Consider the following 17,219-nt stretch of genomic DNA (forward strand, 5'->3'; position numbering starts at 1 on the left):
CTGCTGGAAAGGCCTCAGGCGAGGGCGTCTGCAAACAGCGTCAGGAGATGCGACCAGGCGTGTTCGGCCTGGGCATGATTGTAGACCCGCGAATCCGGGGGGCACCAGCCATGCATTGCGCCTTCATAGACTTCGATCTTTGCGGGGAGGCCGGCAGCGTCATAGGCCTCGCGCAATTTCACCTTCGCATCCGGATCGCGCTCATCGTCATTTTCTGCGATGGCGATCAGCGCGCCTGCTTTCATTTGCGGGATGAGTAGGTGCGGACTTGTTGGCTCATCCGTCGCGAGGCCGCCGCCATGGAACGAGCCGATAGCGCCAATGCGATCCGGCATCGCCGCTGCGCAGCGCATGGCGAACGATCCGGTCATGCAATAGCCGGTGACGCCAATCTTGCGTTTTTTGTCGACTGTTTTGCTTTCATCCAGAAACGCGACGAACGCCTGTCCGTCGGTCACCGTGGTTTCCGGCGATAACGAACGCGCATGAGGCAGCAGGCGCTCGCGCACCGCCGGATCGCTGAAGCTTTCGCCTTCTTCTATGACGTCGCCTTTGGCTGTGCGGTAATAGGGATTTACAACGAGTACGGAATAACCGGACTGGGCGAGGCGCTCTCCCATTTGCCGAAAGGCCGGGCGAATGCCCATAATATCCGGCCAGATGATGACGCCGGGATTTTTTCCTTTGGTGGGGTGAATGAAATAACCGTCGGCCTCGCCATCGAGCGTTTGGATGGTGACATTACTCGCTTCCACCGACATGGCGTTCGCAGGCGCCGGTAGAATTATTGCAGCGCCCGCGCCGGCGGCCAGTGTTGTGAAATCGCGCCGGGACAGGCGTCCCGCCTTTTTCAGATAGGCTTCATTCTCGGCGACGGTGTTGTCATCACACATGTTGCGGCCGCTCCCTCTAGGTAAAAATCGCGTGAAAGATGTGGCCCTAACGCTATCGCAAGGGCGTGCAGCCTGCAAATTTGGAGCTTTCCACCCCTACGGCCATTCGCCGGGCGATGGGTGCAATCAGGTTGCGGTTGCGCTATATCTCATGCGGGGCTGGAAACGTATCAAGGGGCGTTTGATGAGAATTCTGACATTGCTACTAGGCTTGGCGGCGCTGGGTTGCGCCTTGGCGATCGCGCTCGCCGGACCGGGATCACAAATGGGCTGGTGGACCTGGGGCGAGGGGTTGAGCCTCATTCGTAAAGTGTCGGCGCCGGTGGAGGTTGGTCCAGTCGGCGTGCCGCCGCTGTTTACTGTTGCGGCGCTCGCAGGGATTACAGGCATCGCGAGCCTGTTCATGAGCGCGCGCGGGATTGGTCTCTTCGCCATCGCCGCTGCTGTCGCCGCTTTTGCAGCGGGACAGGTTCCCTTGAAAATGCGCGCGGACTTTGAAGCCAATCCATTCATTCACGACATCACCACGGATTTTGATAATCCACCGCAGATTATCGCTGGCGCTGACAAAGAGCGGATCAATCCGCCGGAATATGTCGGCGGCAATCTGGTGCCGAATTCCGAAAAGACCGTGCGCGAAGCGCAGGAAGAGGCATTTCCGGATCTGACGCCGCGCAAGGTCAATGCCAGCCTCGATGAGACGGCGGAAATTGTGCGGGTTATTCTCAGCGACATGAATATGGAAATGCTCGACGAAACGCTTACCGATGACGGCTGGCTGCTAGAGGCCGCCTACACGTCAAAGTGGTTTGGCTTTGTCGACGACTTTGTTGTGCGGCTGACGCCGGAGGGCTCCATGACGATTGTCAATGTGCGCTCCAAATCGCGTGTCGGAGGTTCGGATCTCGGCGCCAATGCGGCGCGCGTGCGGGCGTTTTTCGAAAAGCTCGAATCGGCCACATCCTGACGGGCAGTCAGACGGGTTCGCCGTTGACAAGACGGCGGACTTTTGATGACGGCGCAATCTCCAATCTGGTGGGCTGGTCCCATATGCGGTCTCGGTAACCGCATCATGGCGCTTGCGGCTGTGCGCGCCTGCGCTGGCGAAACCCCGGTGCGTTTCATCTGGAGCAATGACGAGTCCTGTCCGGGTGACTATGAAGACGTTTTCATCGCAACGGATTTATTTGCTCCGGCGGAGGCGGCGCCTGATGATGCCAGTGTCATTCAAACCGGCTGGGAGCCCTATGAAATTTTCGAGATTTTTCGCGAAGAACTTGGTCTTGATTTCTCTCGCGCGACATTCAGCGCGAGACTGATCGCTGCGCTTGACGGGCTCGTCTTTCATGAAGCCCATATCGGCGCTGCGACAGATTGGCGTGTCGCGCAAGGTGAGGCGCCGCTGGCTGGAATCCATGTGCGGCGGACGGACCGCACGGCGCAGCATCGACAGCAATTTCGCGATTTCCTGATGCGCAAATCCGGCCTCAATCGGGAACTGCCGGTGCTTCTGACGGCACTTTACGGTCTCGCGCCGTCGCCGCTGCTGCGCGCATATGAAAACGCCCATTTAACATCAGCGCTACGCGGTTTTTGTACTGCACGGAGCAAATGCGCCTTTGCGGTTTTTGCCGATGATGAGTTTGAAGCGCAAAATGTGGAGAGCGCTATCGCCCGTAGCGCGCCAAAGGCGCTAAGGCGCAAGGGGCCGGATAGCGAACCCCTGCAACACCTTCAAAGTCTACGCCGGACGTCGCTGTCGAGCGCGATGATAGATCTGCTTTGTCTCTCGAAATGCGACGCCATCGCGCAGAGCAATCGCGCGTCCACTTTTTCGCTGGTCGCCGCTTTGATCGGGCGCACGCCAATCCTGACGGCGAAGTCGCGTTATCCGTTTTGGCTCAAGCTCGAAGAGGACCTTGGCGCAGCGCCGAATACCTTGCCGCTTACCCGCCCGCTTGCTCGATTGGCGGATTGATCAGGGCGCCGCTGGCGGTGATGCTTTCGTCATACGTGACAGTTGCGCCGGTCAGCCGCGCCTTGCCTTCAACCAGTAGGCGGAGGCAGGCGGGATAAAGTCTGTGTTCTTCCTTGAGTATGCGCGCCGCAAGCTTTTCGGCGTCGTCGCCGGGGAGAACGGGCACAGCCGCCTGACCGATGATCGGTCCTGAATCCACTTCCGCCGAAACAAAATGGACCGTGCAGCCAGCAAGCTTAACGCCGGCCTCGATCATGCGTTCATGCACATGCAAGCCTTCGAAGGAAGGCAACAATGATGGATGAATATTGATGAGCCGGCCGCGCCAATCGCTGGCGAAGCCGCCGGTAAGCACCCGCATGAAACCAGCGAGACAGACAAAATCGATCTTCGCTGTTTTCAACGCGTCATTGAGCGCCGCGTCGAAATCTTCGCGGGTTTTGAAATCCTTGTGGTTGATGACTTCGCGCTGGATGCCTTCCTCTCCGGCCTTGTCGAGGCCGGCCGCTTTCGGGCGGTTCGAGATCACAAGGGCGATTTCGGCCGGGTAGTCCGGATCGCGGGCCGCGTCGATCAAGGCCTGCATATTTGTGCCACGGCCAGAGATAAGGATTGCGATGCGCGCCTTAGCCATTACGCAGCGCTCACAATGTCGCCGATGATGTGAGCCGTTTCGCCGGAGGCCGTCAGGCGCGCCAATGTCGCCTCAACGGCTTTCGGCGAACAGACGACCACGCCGCCAATGCCGCAATTAAAGGTGCGCCGCATTTCCTCATCAGAAAGGCCGCCAGCGTCCTTCAGCCATTGGAACAGCGGCGGCAGGGTCAGCGCGCCATCGTCGAAGCGTGGCGCGAGATCATCCGTCAGCACTCGCGGTGTGTTGTCGGTGAGACCGCCGCCGGTGATATGCGCGAAGGCTTTGAAGTCTTCATCGTCGAGAAGGCCGAGAATGCTTTTCACATAGATACGCGTTGGTTCGATCAGCGCTTCGCCAAGCGTTTTTGACGCGTCGAATGGCGCGGTCGCATCGTATTTTACGCCAGCGTCCGCAGCGATCTTGCGAATAAGCGAGTAACCGTTTGAATGGGCGCCGGAGGAGGCGAGGCCGATCATCACATCGCCGGCGGAAACTTTTCGCGGCAACAACCGGTTGCGTTCTGCAGCCCCGACGCAAAACCCGGCGAGGTCGTATTCGCCCGGCCCATACATGCCCGGCATTTCCGCAGTTTCACCGCCGATCAGGGCGCAGCCTGCTTCGGCGCAGGCGCGCGCGATCCCCGCGACGACACGCGCGGCGGTGTCTTCATCCAGTTTGCCGGTCGCAAAATAGTCGAGAAAGAAGAGCGGCTCCGCGCCTTGCGCCAGAACGTCATTGACGCACATGGCGACGAGATCGGACCCGATGGTGTCATGCAGGCCGGTTTCAAAAGCGACCTTGAGTTTGGTGCCAACGCCATCCGTGCCGGAAACAAGAATAGGATCATTGAAGCCTGCAGCCTTGAGATCGAACAGCCCGCCGAATCCGCCAAGCGCGGCGTCCGCGCCGGGGCGCGCCGTCGCCTTGGCCAGCGGGCCGATGGCATCCACCAGCCGTTCACCTGCGTCGATATCGACGCCCGCCTTTTTATACGCTTCGCTCATGGACCGGATGTCCTTTATCGGGGCCTAGGGGTTGGCGTCTTCCTACGCAGGGTTGGCTCCCCAGACAAGCTGGGCGAGGACGATGTGGCCGTTACTGCGATCCGGCGAAGACCGTATCCATATCCTCCAGCGCCAGCCAGTCCCGCCGGGGCTGGCTGAGGGTCAGGTCCAGAAACATCGGCGCAATGCTCCACATGCGTCTGGTGCGCGTATTGGCGAGGACAACGATGCCGGCGTTCAACTCCGGGATGAAAGCGATTTGGGCGCCATAACCGTCAACGGACCCGCCATGAGCGATGACGCGCTTGCCCCCATAGTCATAGACGCGCCAGCCATAGGCGTATTGCGATGACGCCAAATTCTGCAGGACAGAGCGCATCCGCCGTGTCTCTGATGGCGTGTTCACCTGCGGGCTGTGTATCAGATCGAGCACTGCCGGCGAGAGCACTTCCGGCGCCTCGCCCATTTGGGCTTTCAGCCATTGCGTCATGTCGGTTATGGAGGCGTTGACCCCGCCGGCGGCGGGCGTTCCGTAATAGGGTTCTTTCACGGGAACCACATGCCAGGGATTGGGCGGCGCGTCTTTTGACTTTTGCCTGTCACGCAAATGCGGGCGCGCCCAGTCGCCGGTTCTGGTCAGGCCCGCAGACCCGATGGAAGCGGTCTGCATGCCGAGCGGCGTGAACAAGCGCTCTGCGACGAGATCGGCATAGGGTTCGCCATAAGCCGCCGAAACCGCGCGCCCGGCGATGTCGTAAGTGATGTTTTGATAGGTGTAGCATTTGCCGACGCCGCAGATCGGTTTCACCTTGCGATATTGCGGCAGGATCTTTTCCGGCGGCACGCCCGCCTCCAGAAGGTTGTCATAGGCGTTTGGCGGCAGACCGGTGCGCTGGCTGAGAAGATGGGAAAGCGTCAGGGATTTCTCCGCGCCGCCCGCCAGGGCCAGCGTCGGGGCAAAATCGGTCGCATGCGCGTCGAGCGATAATTTTCCTTCGCTGACGGCAAGCCCGGTCAGGCTCGACGCAAACCCCTTTGACAGGGAGGCGATGCGAAACAGCGTGTCCGGCGTGACCGCGTCATCGCCGCCGATTTCCTTTACACCATATGTTTTCAGGAATTTCGTTTCGCCGTTTCGCACGACAGCCACAGCGAGGCCGACAAAATCGCCGGAGTCCATGGCGCGCTGAAGGGCGTCGTCAAGCTGGTCGAGCTGGCTGTCCTCAAGGCTCAAGGGCGCGAAGGGCGTCAGCGCGGTCGGGGCGCCGTCGCCTGCGCCGTCTCGTGCGGCGGCTGGGGAGAGGCAGGTGATTCCCGCAATCAGCAGCAAGGACAGCCATTTCATCATACGCAACTCCATCATCTGCCCCCTCCGGTTTTATGCTGGGCGTGGCGCAAGCCCGTCAAGCGCCGCCCATATTGGGAAATCATCCCTGAAATATCGTCAAGACAGGCGCTGGCGGGGTCGTTTCCCAGGGCGGGCCCGGCTATAAACAGCCGCAATTGGCGGCTATACTCGCCGAGGGGACGGAATCGGAGTTTTGAATGACCATAATTCAGCGTGCATTGCTGGTCCTGGCTGCTGTTGCGGCAACCCTTTCTGCGGCATGGGCGGCAGGCGACGACGTTTTCGTGGTGCCCCGCGTGACGGTTCAGGCCCAAGCGGATAACGCCACGGCGGCGAAAACCATCGCCCAGCGCCAGGGCCGCCAGAAGGCCATTGAAATCCTCCTGCGCCGCCTGACGATTGAGGATGACTGGCCTTATCTGCCCAGCGTTGGCGCTGACGCCGAGACTGTTTCGCCAGACGGACCCACCGCAACTGTCGTCGATCGCACCGTGATCCCGCTCAGCAACCAGACGCTGGAAGATCTCGAATCCGGTTTTGAGGTTTATAACGAGAAAAGCTCGGCCAACACCTATCGCGCCTTCATCACATACCGGTTCAAGCCAGCCTCGGTGCGCCGTCTCCTGCGCGAAGCGGGGATTCCCTATTCTGAGGCGCAGACCCGCACCGCGCTCGTCCTGCCGGTGCTGCAAACCGCGACCGGTCTTTATCTTTGGGAGGAGAACAATCCCTGGATGGCGGCGTGGAAAGTGCGCCCTTACAACAACGAGCTGACGCCGATGACGGCGCCGCTCGGCGATCTCGAAGACAGCGCTGTTATCAGCGCGCGTCAGGCGCTCGCGCTGAATACGGATGCGCTCGCGCGCATGGCGGAGCGTTATTCGGTGAGCCAGGTGATCGTTGCCCATGCTTATCTTCAACAGGCCGAAGGCGAATATAAATTGCGCGTGCGGCTGATTAACGGATTCCGCGAGTCCGCCGAGCTGAACGACGAAGATGATATTTTGAACCGTGTTAGCGCCACTGGCGCTGAAGAATTCGGCGGGGCGTTGCAGGGACCGGCGACCAACAGTTTCAATCCCGCCAAGGTGGGCGATGTGCTGGCTGAAGCGTGGTTCACGCGTCCGTCCGGCAATTTTCCGACCCTTGCGGAGGAAGCCATCGAAGTCGTGATTGCCAAGCACGCAAAGCCCTGGAAAGAGCAGACGCTGATCGACCACACTGAGGCCGCCCTGCTGGAAGCGAGCGCCTATTTCCGCTCTCTCGATGAATGGGCGAAAATCCGCTCAGCGCTGATTTCGACCCCGCTTGTGGGCTCGGTGCAGGTGCGCTCGCTGTCTCGCAATGGCGCTGAAATGCTGGTTCGCGCCTATGGCGATCCTGACAAGCTTATCGTCACCATGGAAGCACAGGGGCTTGCCTTGTGGACCGAGGATGGCGAACGCTGGATGGTGGCGACGCCTTCGACCGCGCAGCAGGTGCGCGGCAATTCCCGCCGGCGCGGGCAGCGTTTTGGTGACGCGGGCGTTGAAGCTGTGCCGGTGCAGCCAGCGTCCTATGACGAAGACGCGCCCGCCACACGTTATTGATTTTCGCGAGCACGGCGAAGGCGAGAGCGTCGCTGCGCAGACAGGGACGGTGATAACTTCCCGTTGCGCGGAGGCCATTTGTGGGCGAAATCCCCGGTGACTGAAATCAGAGCTGACTTTTATGTCTTCTATGGCGCGCCAGCTTCCGCTTGAATTGCCCGAAACGCCGCCGCGTTACGATCGGGCGTCTTTCGTGCGGGCGGAGTCCAATGACGCTGCGTGGCGCGCGGGCGAGGCCTGGCTTCAATCCTCAGAACCGGCTCTGGTCGTGTGCGGGCCTTCCGGCGCCGGAAAAACGCATTTCGCCCATGCCCTGATCGAGGGGCTCGACGCCGCGACGCTCACGGCGAATGCGCTCGCCGCTGCGCCCTATGGCGACGGCCTCGCAATTATCGACAATATGCCGGCGGAGGACCCTCACGCTTTTCTGGCGGCGTTTGAGAGCGGCGCGGCCGAGGGCCGGCGCTTCCTGTTGGTGGGTGAGGGGCATCCCGGGCTCTGGTCCGGCGGCCTTAAGGATTTGCGGACCCGGCTTGAGGCGGCCCCCCGGGCGAACCTCGCCGACCCCGATGAGGAGCTCATCCGGGCGGTGATCGCCAAGGGTTTTCGCGACCGGCAAGTGGCGGTCTCGGCGGCGGTCATCGAATACGCCGCGCCGCGCCTGCCGCGCACTTTTGCGGCCGCACGCGCATTTGTTGCGCTCGCCGACCGGGCCGCACTGGAAGAAAAGCGGAAAATCACCACTCCTTTGGTTCAAAAACTCCTTGATAACCTTTCTGAAGGCGATCCGGCGGCATAAAAGAACTCTCGTGATGCTGACAAGGAGAGGCCGCTGTGGCTGCGGACGACGGAACCAGACAGCTTGTTGAAGGCGCCGCACGGATTGCGCCTGACGTGCCATCGCGCTTTATCAACCGGGAACTGTCATGGCTCGCCTTTAACGGCCGTGTTCTCGAAGAATCCTTCAATGAAAATCATCCGCTGCTTGAGCGGCTGAGATTTCTTTCGATCTCCGCAAGCAACCTTGATGAATTCTTTATGGTGCGCTTTGCGGGTCTGCGCGGACAAGTGCGCGAAGGCGTTTCCGCGGTCAGTCAGGAGGGCCTTTCGGCGCAAGAACAGCTTACCATGATTTCCGAGCATGCCGCCGCCTTGATGAATGAACAGCAACGCTGCTGGCGCGAATTGAAGCCGCTGATGCGCGAGGCGGGCGTCATCGTTGTCGATGAAGATGAATTGACGGACGCAGACTCCGCATGGCTCGAAGAAGAATTTCAGGCGAATATTTTTCCGATCCTGACGCCGCTGGCGCTCGATCCGGCGCATCCCTTTCCATTCGTTCCGAATTTGGGCTTTGCCTTGTGTTTCGAACTGATCCGCGCCGACGGTCAGCCCATGGAGGCGATATTGCCGGTGCCGGTGAAGATCGGCCGGTTTATCCGGCTGCCTGATACGCCAACCGGGGACGACACCCGCCCGCCCGCGCGATTTATCTCGCTTGAAAAGACCATCGTCCGGTTCATCCATCATGTCTTTCCCGGCTTCGAGATTATGTCTCATGGAGCGTTCCGCGTGTTGCGCGACAGCGATGTCGAGATCGAGGAAGAGGCCGAAGATCTCGTGCGCGTATTCGAGACAATGCTGAAGCGCCGCCGCCGCGGCGACGTCATCCGCGTGAAAATCGATTCCGGCACGCCGGAACATTTGCGTGATCTTATTCGCGAGCGCCTTCAGGCGACCGCGCAGGACGTGATTCTCGTGGACGGCATTCTGGGGCTGGCTCAAGTGAACGGGCTCATCCCCGGCGACAGACCCGATCTGCAATTTGCGCCTTACGAGCCGCGTTTTCCCGAACGCATCCGCGAACATGGAGGCGATTGTTTTTCGGCGATCCGCGCCAAGGATATTCTCGTTCACCACCCATACGAGTCCTTCGACGTCGTTGTGCAGTTCCTGAAGCAGGCGGCGGCCGATCCGAAAGTCGTCGCCATCAAGCAAACGCTTTATCGCACCTCGAAACAGTCGCCGATTGTTGAAACGCTCATCGAAGCGGCGGAAATGGGCAAGAACGTCACCGCGCTTGTGGAATTGAAAGCGCGCTTCGATGAAGAGGCGAATATCCGCTGGGCAAGGGCGCTGGAGCGCGCCGGCGTCAATGTGGTCTACGGCTTCCTCGAATATAAAACACATGGGAAACTGTCAGTCGTCGTCCGTCAGGAAGAAACCGGCACGCGCACTTACACCCATGTGGGCACCGGAAATTACCATCCAATCACGGCAAGAATTTACACCGATCTCTCGTTGTTTACTTGCGATCCTGCAATCGGACGCGACGCGGCAAAGGTCTTCAACTTCATCACTGGCTATGCGGCGCCGGAAAGCTTTGAGAAATTCGCAGTGGCGCCGCTCAACGCCCGCGCGCATATGGTCAAGCTGATCGACAAGGAAATCAGGAACGCCCAGAAAGGAAAATCTGCGGCGATCTGGATGAAGATGAACGCGCTCGTTGACGGGGCGATCATCGACAAGCTTTACGAAGCGTCTAACGCCGGCGTTCAGGTCGATCTTGTGGTGCGCGGGATTTGTTGCTTGCGGCCGGGCGTGCCGGGACTTTCGGAAAATATCCGGGTAAAGAGCATTGTCGGTCGCTTTCTTGAGCATGCCCGCATTTACTGTTTCGGCGCCGGCGACAGCCTGCCCAATCCTCAGGCGAAAATTTTCGTCTCCTCAGCCGATATGATGCCGCGCAATCTCAATCGCCGCGTCGAAGTGTTCTGTCCTGTCGATAATCCTACGGTGCACAGCCAGATCCTCGATTACATCATGGTGGCGAACCTCAATGACGAGGCGCAGAGCTGGAAATTGCTGCCGGACGGGTCATATGAGCGGGTGAAACCGAGCGGTGAGGGCGAGCCCTTTAACGTCCACACCTATATGATGACCAACCCGTCTCTGTCGGGTCGCGGCGCTGCTCTGGAATTAAACGCTCCGCGCGAGCTCAAACGGCGGAAATAACAGCCGAAAACCGGTCTGGGCTCCGCGAATCGGGAAAAGGTGACCGATAGCGGCGAGAGGCCGGACCGAGTAGAATGCGCCTTAAGGCATGATTTCGCGTAATGACATTTCCCCGGCGAGCAAACGCCGCGCCGTCGTCGATATCGGATCAAACTCCGTTCGTCTTGTCGTTTATGATGGCCCTCCGCGCGCGCCGATGCCAATCTGCAACGAAAAGGCCTTGTGCGGGCTTGGGCGCGACATGACGCCGGAGGGCGGGCTCAATCCGGCGGCTGTCGAGGATGCGCTCGCGACCCTGAAACGCTTTCGCCATGTGCTTGATGATCTCGGACGCCCGCCGGTCACCGTGATTGCGACCTCGGCTGTGCGCGAAGCGGCGGATGGCGCGCGCTTTGTTGAGGCCGCGCAGACCATCGGTTTCGAAGTGGAGGTGATTTCCGGCGCCGAGGAGGGCGAGCTCGCCGCGCTTGGCGTCGTCTCGGTGGAGCCTGGCGCCACCGGGCTGGTCGGCGATATGGGCGGGGGCAGTCTCGAGCTCGCGGTTCTTGACAATGGTGAGCCGGGGGAGCGCCTCAGCCTTCCCATCGGTCCTTTAAGCCTCATGCATGCTTCGAATGGCGATATGAAAGTCGCCGCCGGTCTCATCAATGACCATCTGAACGCTGTGCCGTTTCTGGAGAAGGGCGCCTTTGACACGCTTTATGCCGTGGGCGGCGCCTGGCGCGGCGTGGCGCGCATTCACATGAGTCTCAAAAACTATCCGTTGCCGGTGCTGCATCATTATGAACTGACCCCGGCGCAGGCGATTGAAATCTGCGATCTCGTATCGCGCCAGAGCCGAAAATCGCTGGAGGAAATTCCGGGGATTCCGCGCCGGCGCATCGACACCTTGCCGCTGGCCGCCACTGTTTTAAGAACTGTCATTACACGGATGAAGGCGAAGCGGGTGTGTATGTCCTCGGGCGGGGTGCGCGAGGGGCTTCTTTACCGGCAATTGTCGCCGGAAGAACGCGGGTCCGATCCGTTCCTCGATGCTTGCCAGTTCTATGCCGACCGCCTTGCACCCGATCCTTCGTTTGGGGAGAAAGCTTTCGGCGTTGTCGAACCTTTGTTCTCGCTCGATGACCCCGATGGTGCGCGGCTGCGCCGGGGGGCGACGCTGTTGTGCGATATCGGCGCCTATTTTCACCCCGATATGCGCGGACGCCATGCTTTCGATACGGCGTTGCGCGCGCCATTCGCGAGCGTCAGCCACGAGGAGCGCTTATGGATGGCGCTGGCCCTGTTCCGGCGCCATCAGGGACGTTCAGCCGCGCCGCCGAATGAACATGCAATGGCGCTCCTCTCGGAAGAGGCGCAAAGACGAGCGACCCAATTCGGACTCGCCTTGCGTTTCATCGCCGCCATCGCACCGAAAGCAACAGCCGCGCTGGAGGGATGCAGTCTTGAGGCGCGCGAAGGCGAACTCATTTTCCGCGCGCCGTCGGATCGGCAGGCGTTGATGGGCGAGACACCGCGCCGCCGTTTTGTGTCGCTCGCCGCCGCCTTCGACGCGATCGCGGTGGAACAGTATGACGATTAGCGGCCGCTTATTTTTTGCGAAATTTATCAAGTCCGTTGACGCGCTCCAGGACGCGGTCAGTGACGCCTGACGGTAGCAAGTTACGAAGCGCTAGCGCATAAGACATTTTGAACGGGGCCGTGTAGCGCGAATGCGGGCTTTCCGCCGTGAGCGCGTGATGCACGGCCTCAGCGACAACCACGGGCGAGGGCGCATTCGGATGCTGCTTTGAAAACCACGCTTTAAAGGCGCGCACCTGATCCCCGTAAGGATCGTCATTTTCGTATTTGTTGAGCATCTCTGCTTCGTGATGGCCGAAAGGCGTATTGATGGCGCCGGGCCTGACAACGGAGACTTTGACGCCATGGGGCACAAGCTCGCGCCGGAGCGAATCCGAAAGCCCTTCAACCGCATGCTTGGTGGCGGCGTAGGCGCCCTGAAATGGCGAGGCGATGCGCCCGGTGAGCGAGCCGATGTTGACGATGCGTCCGCGTCCGGCTGCGCGCATTTGCGGCAGCACGGCCTGCGTCACTGCGACAAGGCCGAAAACATTTGTTTCAAAAACGCTGCGCCAGTCATCGAGGGGGAGCCGTTCAACCGGTCCCATCATCGCCGCGCCTGCATTATTGACCAGGCCGTAAAGGGTCAGTCCCTCATCAGCGATGATTTTGAGGGCATTATCGATAGACGCCTTGTCGGTGACATCCATCTGCAGCGGGGTGATGCGCCCTGATCCGACAGCGGTCAGTTCTTTCAGCTTGTCGATGCGGCGGGCGGCGGCGAAGACGCGAAAGCCTTTATGGGCGAGGAATACGGCGCATTCCTCGCCGATGCCGCTGGAGGCGCCTGTAATGAGCACGGATTGAAGCAAGGCGACAATCTCCTGTTGAAACCTAGTTAAGTCTAATGCGCGCCGGTGTGCGACGCAAAACAAAGACACAAAAAAGCGCCGCAGCATCAAGCTGCGGCGCAGTTTGCGCTTCTCGAGGGGAGTGGATTATTGCGCGACGAGCGGATCGCGGCGTTTGCGGGCGGCGAAACCAAGTCCCGCAAGTCCGGACAGGAGCAGCGGCAGTGCGGCCGGAACCGGCACTTCACTTGCGTTCACAGTCAACTGGGCGATGGAAAAACCGCCTTCGGGCGTCAACGCTTCAAGCAGGAATGACATGCCGGTGCCGAGGGAAGAGATGACATCCTGCGCGGCGATAACGCCGATCACCATGCCGTCAATGGTCAGGCGAAAGTCACCGCAGGGGCCTTCGCTGCCGAAGCTCGAACAATTGACATCGCCGCCGGCGTTGAATTCGACGTCATTCAGAGTAACCATTTCATCGAAATTAAAAGCGATTGATTCTCCAGTGTCGAACTGGGTCTGGTCATCATTGGGGTTCAATTCTGAATAGGCGCCGAGACCGGAATCGCCTGGAACGACATCCTGAATAAGACGGGTCGGATCGCCATCGGCAAAGGCGACAACATTGAGATTGACGCCGTCGAGTTGATAATCGAAGCCAGCGGCGTGATCGACCGTGCAATAGTCAGAGCCGACCGTGCCGCAGTCACGGACAAAATCGACGCCCTCTGCGCCAAGCGGCGTGACATTGTTGCCGTCGCCTTTGAAAACAAATGTGGTTGCGTGGGCCGCGCCAGTGCTGGCGGCGAGCGTGGCTGCGGCGATGGCGAGATGGCGAAGTTTCATTATTGGCGTCTCCCGGTTTTTGAACTGCACATGAAGAGACAACGCCGGGAGACGGGCTTCGTTCCGCATTTGAGACAAATTTTTTCCAAAATGTACCCATATTTCGCCTCAAGGGCGAAAACGGCGGCTAAACACAGCTTAACGCGAGCGATTGAGGCTGATCAGACGAGACGGGAGCGCTTGACCGCGGCGTCGATGAAGGACGCAAAAAGCGGGTGCGGGTCGAAGGGCCGAGATTTCAGTTCGGGGTGATACTGCACGCCGATGAACCACGGATGATCGGGAATCTCCATGATCTCCGGCAATTCGCCATCGGGCGACGTTCCGGAAAAGATGACGCCATGCGCCGCGAGCCGGTCCGCCCAGGCCATATCGACCTCGAAGCGGTGACGATGGCGCTCGGAGATTTCTGTCGCGCCGTAAGCTTCCGCGACGCGGCTGCCCGGTTTCAGTTTCGCCGGATAGGCGCCGAGCCGCATGGTCCCGCCAAGATCGCCGTCCTGTTTGCGTGTTTCGGTTTCATTGCCGCGCACCCATTCGGTCATCAGGCCCACAACGGGTTTGCCGCAATGTGAGAACTCCGAGGAGCTGGCGTCTTTCTCACCGACCAGATTGCGTGCTGCTTCAATCACCGCCATCTGCATGCCGTAGCAGATGCCGAAATAGGGAATTTCCTTTTCGCGGGCGAACTGGGCCGCCTTGATCTTGCCTTCCGCGCCGCGCTCACCAAAGCCGCCGGGCACAAGAATGCCATGGACGCCTTCGAGCGCCGAAATCGCTTCTTCTTCTTTCTCGAACTTGTCGCTCTCAATCCATTCAATATTGACGCGCACATTGTTGGCGATACCGCCATGGGCGATCGCTTCGATCAAGGATTTGTAAGCGTCTTTCAGAACCGTATATTTGCCGACGACTGCAATGGTGACCTCGCCATCAGGAACGGTGATCCGCTCCACAATATTTTGCCAGCCTTCGAGTTTGGGTTCCGGTGGGTTCTTGACGCCAAAGGCGTCGAGGACTTCGCTGTCGAAGCCTTCCTTGTGGTAGGTGAGGGGCACTTCGTAAATCGTCCGGCAGTCAAGCGCCTGCACCACGGCGGAGGATCGCACATTACAAAACAGCGCGATCTTGCGGCGCTCGTCCTGCGGAATGTCGCGGTCAGCGCGCACGAGCAAGACATCAGGCTGAATGCCGATGGCGCGCAATTCTCGCACGGAATGCTGGGTGGGCTTGGTTTTAAGTTCGCCCGCCGACGGAATGAACGGCATCAAGGTCAGGTGAACATAGACGGCGTCACCGCGCGGCAATTCGTTGCCGAGCTGGCGAATTGCCTCGAAGAAAGGCAAGGCCTCGATGTCGCCGACAGTGCCGCCGATCTCGCATAACACAAAATCCGCGCCGCCAGCGTCGGACAGCACGAATTGTTTGATGGCGTCGGTCACATGCGGGATGACTTGCACGGTGGCGCCGAGATAATCGCCGCGCCGCTCGCGTTCGAGAATATTCGAATAGATCTGACCGGTTGTGACGTTATCGCCCTTGCAGGCGGAAACGCCCGTGAACCGTTCATAATGACCGAGGTCGAGATCGGTCTCGGCGCCGTCGTCGGTTACGAAGACTTCGCCGTGCTGATAGGGCGACATAGTGCCGGGATCGACATTCAGATAAGGGTCGAGCTTGCGCAAACGAACCTTGTAGCCACGCGCCTGAAGGAGCGCGCCCAACGCCGCCGAAGCAACACCTTTTCCGAGAGACGACACCACGCCGCCGGTAATGAATATGTACCGCGCCATGGAGTTCCGTCTTAGCGAAGATTCCGCGCCGATCAAACGCTATTTTTGAAGAAGCTGAAAAAGCCAGGGATTGCGCAAAGAAAACCCTAGTTTTGCGGGGTTTCTTCTTCAGCCGGGGTCTCGTCGGCTGGCGCCGCCGGGGCGTCGCCCTCGTCAGCGGCTGGGGTCTCAACGCCGAGACCCTGTAACAGGTCTTCAGTTGACGCGGGCTCGTCCGAAGCCTGTTCGGCCTCTTCTGCGCCAAGCGAGTTCATGAGGTCTTCAGCGGTGATATCCGCTGGATCGGTGCTGGTTTCCACCGCCGCCGGAGCGTTCGCGCCGGTCAGCTCGTCGATCACGCGATCCTCGTCTTCGCCGCCGCCGGCGCGAATCGCGAGAATCAGTGAGGTCGCAAAAAACGCCGCGGCCAGAATAGAGGTGGTGCGGGTCAGCGCATTCGCCGCGCCGCGGCCGGTCATGAAACCGCCGCCGCCACCGCCGCCGCCAAGGCCGAGCGCCCCGCCGTCAGAGCGCTGCAGGAGGACGACGCCGATCAGGGCGATCACGATAAGGGTGTGAATCGTAAGGATGACGGCGGTCATGATAACTCTCTTGGCGCTGCGGCCGGGCTTGCTGAGCCTATTTAGGGAGCCGGGCCGCGATGTCAAAGGAAGGCAAGCGGGGCCCGGCGGAAGGGGCCGGGACATAACGGAAACCCCTGCTTTTCGCAAGGCCGCCAACGGAAAGAAGAAGAAAGCGGAGACAGGCCCCGCCTTCCGCAGCCTAGGATTCGTAAGGTTTTAGTGCCGCGCCAGCTTGCGCCGGACCCGGGCCACCTGACGCATCAGCACCGGCGGCAGGAAATCCTGCAGGATTTCATCGGACCGCACATGCCAGTCATAACGGTCATGAGTGCCTGGCCGGGCGTAGAACTGGGTCGTTTTCGACGCCTTGGTCTCATCCCAGGTGGAGGTGTAATAATAGAGGGCGATGGACCTGCGCGCGCCGCCGCCGGGATGATTGACCGGCTGGGGGTGGCCATGCATGGACTGGCCTGTCGTCGTGAACATCACGCAGCGATTGGCGATAGGCACGATGCACTGGACCTGTTCGGACATGTCTGTGCGCCACAGTTCCAGCTGTCCGCCATATTCCTCTTTCCAGTCCGGGTTGAGATAGATGAGGACATTGACCCGGCGCTCGAGATTGAGCGGCTTATGGTGGTTAAAATCCGCATGCATGTCGAGATGGCCGCCCTGGCGGGTCTCATGGAAACCGCCGCCGAGGAAAAAGGGGTCGGGAAGAAGGCCTTTGATGCCGGTGATGTTTTCAACGACCCGGATGAACGGGCGCGAGTTGAAGGCATAGAAAAGGTGCCGCAGCGCCGGCGCCATATTGTCCGGATGATAGCTCGTTTTGTAGCGCTCCTGATCGCGGTTAAAGCTCTCGCTGCCCGGGTCAGGGCGGGTCGGAAATTGCTCGATGCACATCTTGACCAGGTCTTCGGGCAGGAAGTCATCGATGGCGATATGTGGAAACGGATCCCCCGAGACATAGGTCTCGTTCAGCTCTTTGCCGAGATCCTTGACCGCATCGAACTCAAACAGGGTCCGGTCTTGCGGGTTGCTGGGAAGATACGACATGGGACTTCGCGCCTTTATTCACTCACTACGATACTGTCCGTCAGCATGCATAGAACAGGCCGTATCGCATTGACAAACGT

15 protein-coding genes are annotated in these 17,219 nt (G+C 60.0%); 6 read left to right on the forward strand and 9 right to left on the reverse strand.

The window, feature by feature from the left end; all coding sequences use genetic code 11:
- Positions 1 to 14: 14 nt before the first annotated feature.
- Positions 15 to 893, reverse strand: a complete 879-nt coding sequence (locus ACFOOP_RS13675; protein WP_379881676.1) for a dienelactone hydrolase family protein — start codon at positions 891 to 893, stop codon at positions 15 to 17.
- A 184-nt stretch (positions 894 to 1,077) separates the two neighbouring features.
- Here ACFOOP_RS13675 and ACFOOP_RS13680 point away from each other — a divergent pair, with 184 nt between their 5' ends.
- Together ACFOOP_RS13680 and ACFOOP_RS13685 are read left to right on the forward strand one after the other, a co-directional pair.
- The gene (locus tag ACFOOP_RS13680; RefSeq protein WP_379881677.1) at positions 1,078 to 1,860 is read left to right on the forward strand and encodes a DUF1499 domain-containing protein; all 783 of its coding nucleotides are present in this window, start codon (positions 1,078 to 1,080) and stop codon (positions 1,858 to 1,860) included.
- A 45-nt stretch (positions 1,861 to 1,905) separates the two neighbouring features.
- Complete coding sequence (locus tag ACFOOP_RS13685) at positions 1,906 to 2,871, forward strand: O-fucosyltransferase family protein (RefSeq protein WP_379881678.1); 966 nt, start codon at positions 1,906 to 1,908, stop codon at positions 2,869 to 2,871.
- On the opposite strand, the gene purN is transcribed toward ACFOOP_RS13685, so the two are convergent.
- The 3 genes from purN to ACFOOP_RS13700 form a co-directional block, all read right to left on the reverse strand.
- On the reverse strand, positions 2,840 to 3,505 hold the full coding sequence (gene purN, locus ACFOOP_RS13690) for a phosphoribosylglycinamide formyltransferase (protein ID WP_379881679.1): 666 nt from the start codon (positions 3,503 to 3,505) through the stop codon (positions 2,840 to 2,842). The genes ACFOOP_RS13685 and purN overlap by 32 nt on opposite strands.
- Positions 3,505 to 4,512, reverse strand: a complete 1,008-nt coding sequence (gene purM, locus ACFOOP_RS13695) for a phosphoribosylformylglycinamidine cyclo-ligase (protein WP_379881680.1) — start codon at positions 4,510 to 4,512, stop codon at positions 3,505 to 3,507. Before purM ends, purN begins: the two co-directional genes overlap by 1 nt.
- Positions 4,513 to 4,603: 91 nt before the next feature.
- On the reverse strand, positions 4,604 to 5,860 hold the full coding sequence (locus ACFOOP_RS13700; protein ID WP_379881681.1) for a serine hydrolase domain-containing protein: 1,257 nt from the start codon (positions 5,858 to 5,860) through the stop codon (positions 4,604 to 4,606).
- A gap of 197 nt (positions 5,861 to 6,057) precedes the next feature.
- On the opposite strand from ACFOOP_RS13700, the gene ACFOOP_RS13705 reads away from it, so the two are divergent.
- From ACFOOP_RS13705 to ACFOOP_RS13720, 4 genes are all read left to right on the forward strand, one after another.
- Positions 6,058 to 7,449, forward strand: a complete 1,392-nt coding sequence (locus ACFOOP_RS13705) for a DUF2066 domain-containing protein (protein ID WP_379881682.1) — start codon at positions 6,058 to 6,060, stop codon at positions 7,447 to 7,449.
- Between the two features lie 121 nt (positions 7,450 to 7,570).
- Positions 7,571 to 8,248: an HdaA/DnaA family protein gene (locus tag ACFOOP_RS13710; protein WP_379881683.1), complete on the forward strand. Its 678-nt coding sequence runs from the start codon at positions 7,571 to 7,573 to the stop codon at positions 8,246 to 8,248.
- 35 nt (positions 8,249 to 8,283) lie between these two features.
- The gene (locus ACFOOP_RS13715; RefSeq protein ID WP_379881684.1) at positions 8,284 to 10,464 is read left to right on the forward strand and encodes an RNA degradosome polyphosphate kinase; all 2,181 of its coding nucleotides are present in this window, start codon (positions 8,284 to 8,286) and stop codon (positions 10,462 to 10,464) included.
- A gap of 88 nt (positions 10,465 to 10,552) precedes the next feature.
- On the forward strand, positions 10,553 to 12,046 hold the full coding sequence (locus ACFOOP_RS13720; RefSeq protein WP_379881685.1) for a Ppx/GppA phosphatase family protein: 1,494 nt from the start codon (positions 10,553 to 10,555) through the stop codon (positions 12,044 to 12,046).
- 7 nt (positions 12,047 to 12,053) lie between these two features.
- Here the strand turns inward: ACFOOP_RS13720 and ACFOOP_RS13725 are convergent, their stop codons facing one another.
- From ACFOOP_RS13725 to ACFOOP_RS13745, 5 genes are all read right to left on the reverse strand, one after another.
- Positions 12,054 to 12,896 carry an SDR family oxidoreductase gene (locus tag ACFOOP_RS13725; protein ID WP_379881686.1) on the reverse strand — a complete coding sequence of 281 codons (843 nt, stop codon included), beginning with the start codon at positions 12,894 to 12,896 and terminating at the stop codon, positions 12,054 to 12,056.
- 126 nt (positions 12,897 to 13,022) lie between these two features.
- A complete protein-coding gene (locus ACFOOP_RS13730) occupies positions 13,023 to 13,724 on the reverse strand; it encodes a VPLPA-CTERM sorting domain-containing protein (protein ID WP_379881687.1) in 702 nt (233 codons plus the stop codon).
- 161 nt (positions 13,725 to 13,885) lie between these two features.
- The gene (gene pyrG / locus ACFOOP_RS13735; protein WP_379881688.1) at positions 13,886 to 15,517 is read right to left on the reverse strand and encodes a CTP synthase; all 1,632 of its coding nucleotides are present in this window, start codon (positions 15,515 to 15,517) and stop codon (positions 13,886 to 13,888) included.
- A gap of 86 nt (positions 15,518 to 15,603) precedes the next feature.
- Positions 15,604 to 16,098, reverse strand: coding sequence for a preprotein translocase subunit SecG (gene secG / locus ACFOOP_RS13740; protein WP_379881689.1), 495 nt, complete (start codon positions 16,096 to 16,098; stop codon positions 15,604 to 15,606).
- Between the two features lie 198 nt (positions 16,099 to 16,296).
- On the reverse strand, positions 16,297 to 17,139 hold the full coding sequence (locus ACFOOP_RS13745; RefSeq protein ID WP_379881690.1) for a 2OG-Fe(II) oxygenase: 843 nt from the start codon (positions 17,137 to 17,139) through the stop codon (positions 16,297 to 16,299).
- Positions 17,140 to 17,219: the final 80 nt, after the last annotated feature.

The organism is Hyphococcus aureus (assembly GCF_042643165.1).
Classification (GTDB): Bacteria; Pseudomonadota; Alphaproteobacteria; order Caulobacterales; family Parvularculaceae; genus Hyphococcus; species Hyphococcus aureus.

What these genes read in the sequence shown, in the direction of transcription:
- ACFOOP_RS13675 (WP_379881676.1), bottom strand. Translation starts at nt 893, where the DNA reads ATGTGTGATGACAACACCGTCGCCGAGAATGAAGCCTATCTGAAAAAG.
- ACFOOP_RS13680 (WP_379881677.1), top strand. Translation starts at nt 1,078, where the DNA reads ATGAGAATTCTGACATTGCTACTAGGCTTGGCGGCGCTGGGTTGCGCC.
- ACFOOP_RS13685 (WP_379881678.1), top strand. Translation starts at nt 1,906, where the DNA reads ATGACGGCGCAATCTCCAATCTGGTGGGCTGGTCCCATATGCGGTCTC.
- purN (WP_379881679.1), bottom strand. Translation starts at nt 3,505, where the DNA reads ATGGCTAAGGCGCGCATCGCAATCCTTATCTCTGGCCGTGGCACAAAT.
- purM (WP_379881680.1), bottom strand. Translation starts at nt 4,512, where the DNA reads ATGAGCGAAGCGTATAAAAAGGCGGGCGTCGATATCGACGCAGGTGAA.
- ACFOOP_RS13700 (WP_379881681.1), bottom strand. Translation starts at nt 5,860, where the DNA reads ATGATGAAATGGCTGTCCTTGCTGCTGATTGCGGGAATCACCTGCCTC.
- ACFOOP_RS13705 (WP_379881682.1), top strand. Translation starts at nt 6,058, where the DNA reads ATGACCATAATTCAGCGTGCATTGCTGGTCCTGGCTGCTGTTGCGGCA.
- ACFOOP_RS13710 (WP_379881683.1), top strand. Translation starts at nt 7,571, where the DNA reads ATGTCTTCTATGGCGCGCCAGCTTCCGCTTGAATTGCCCGAAACGCCG.
- ACFOOP_RS13720 (WP_379881685.1), top strand. Translation starts at nt 10,553, where the DNA reads ATGATTTCGCGTAATGACATTTCCCCGGCGAGCAAACGCCGCGCCGTC.
- ACFOOP_RS13730 (WP_379881687.1), bottom strand. Translation starts at nt 13,724, where the DNA reads ATGAAACTTCGCCATCTCGCCATCGCCGCAGCCACGCTCGCCGCCAGC.
- pyrG (WP_379881688.1), bottom strand. Translation starts at nt 15,517, where the DNA reads ATGGCGCGGTACATATTCATTACCGGCGGCGTGGTGTCGTCTCTCGGA.
- secG (WP_379881689.1), bottom strand. Translation starts at nt 16,098, where the DNA reads ATGACCGCCGTCATCCTTACGATTCACACCCTTATCGTGATCGCCCTG.
- ACFOOP_RS13745 (WP_379881690.1), bottom strand. Translation starts at nt 17,139, where the DNA reads ATGTCGTATCTTCCCAGCAACCCGCAAGACCGGACCCTGTTTGAGTTC.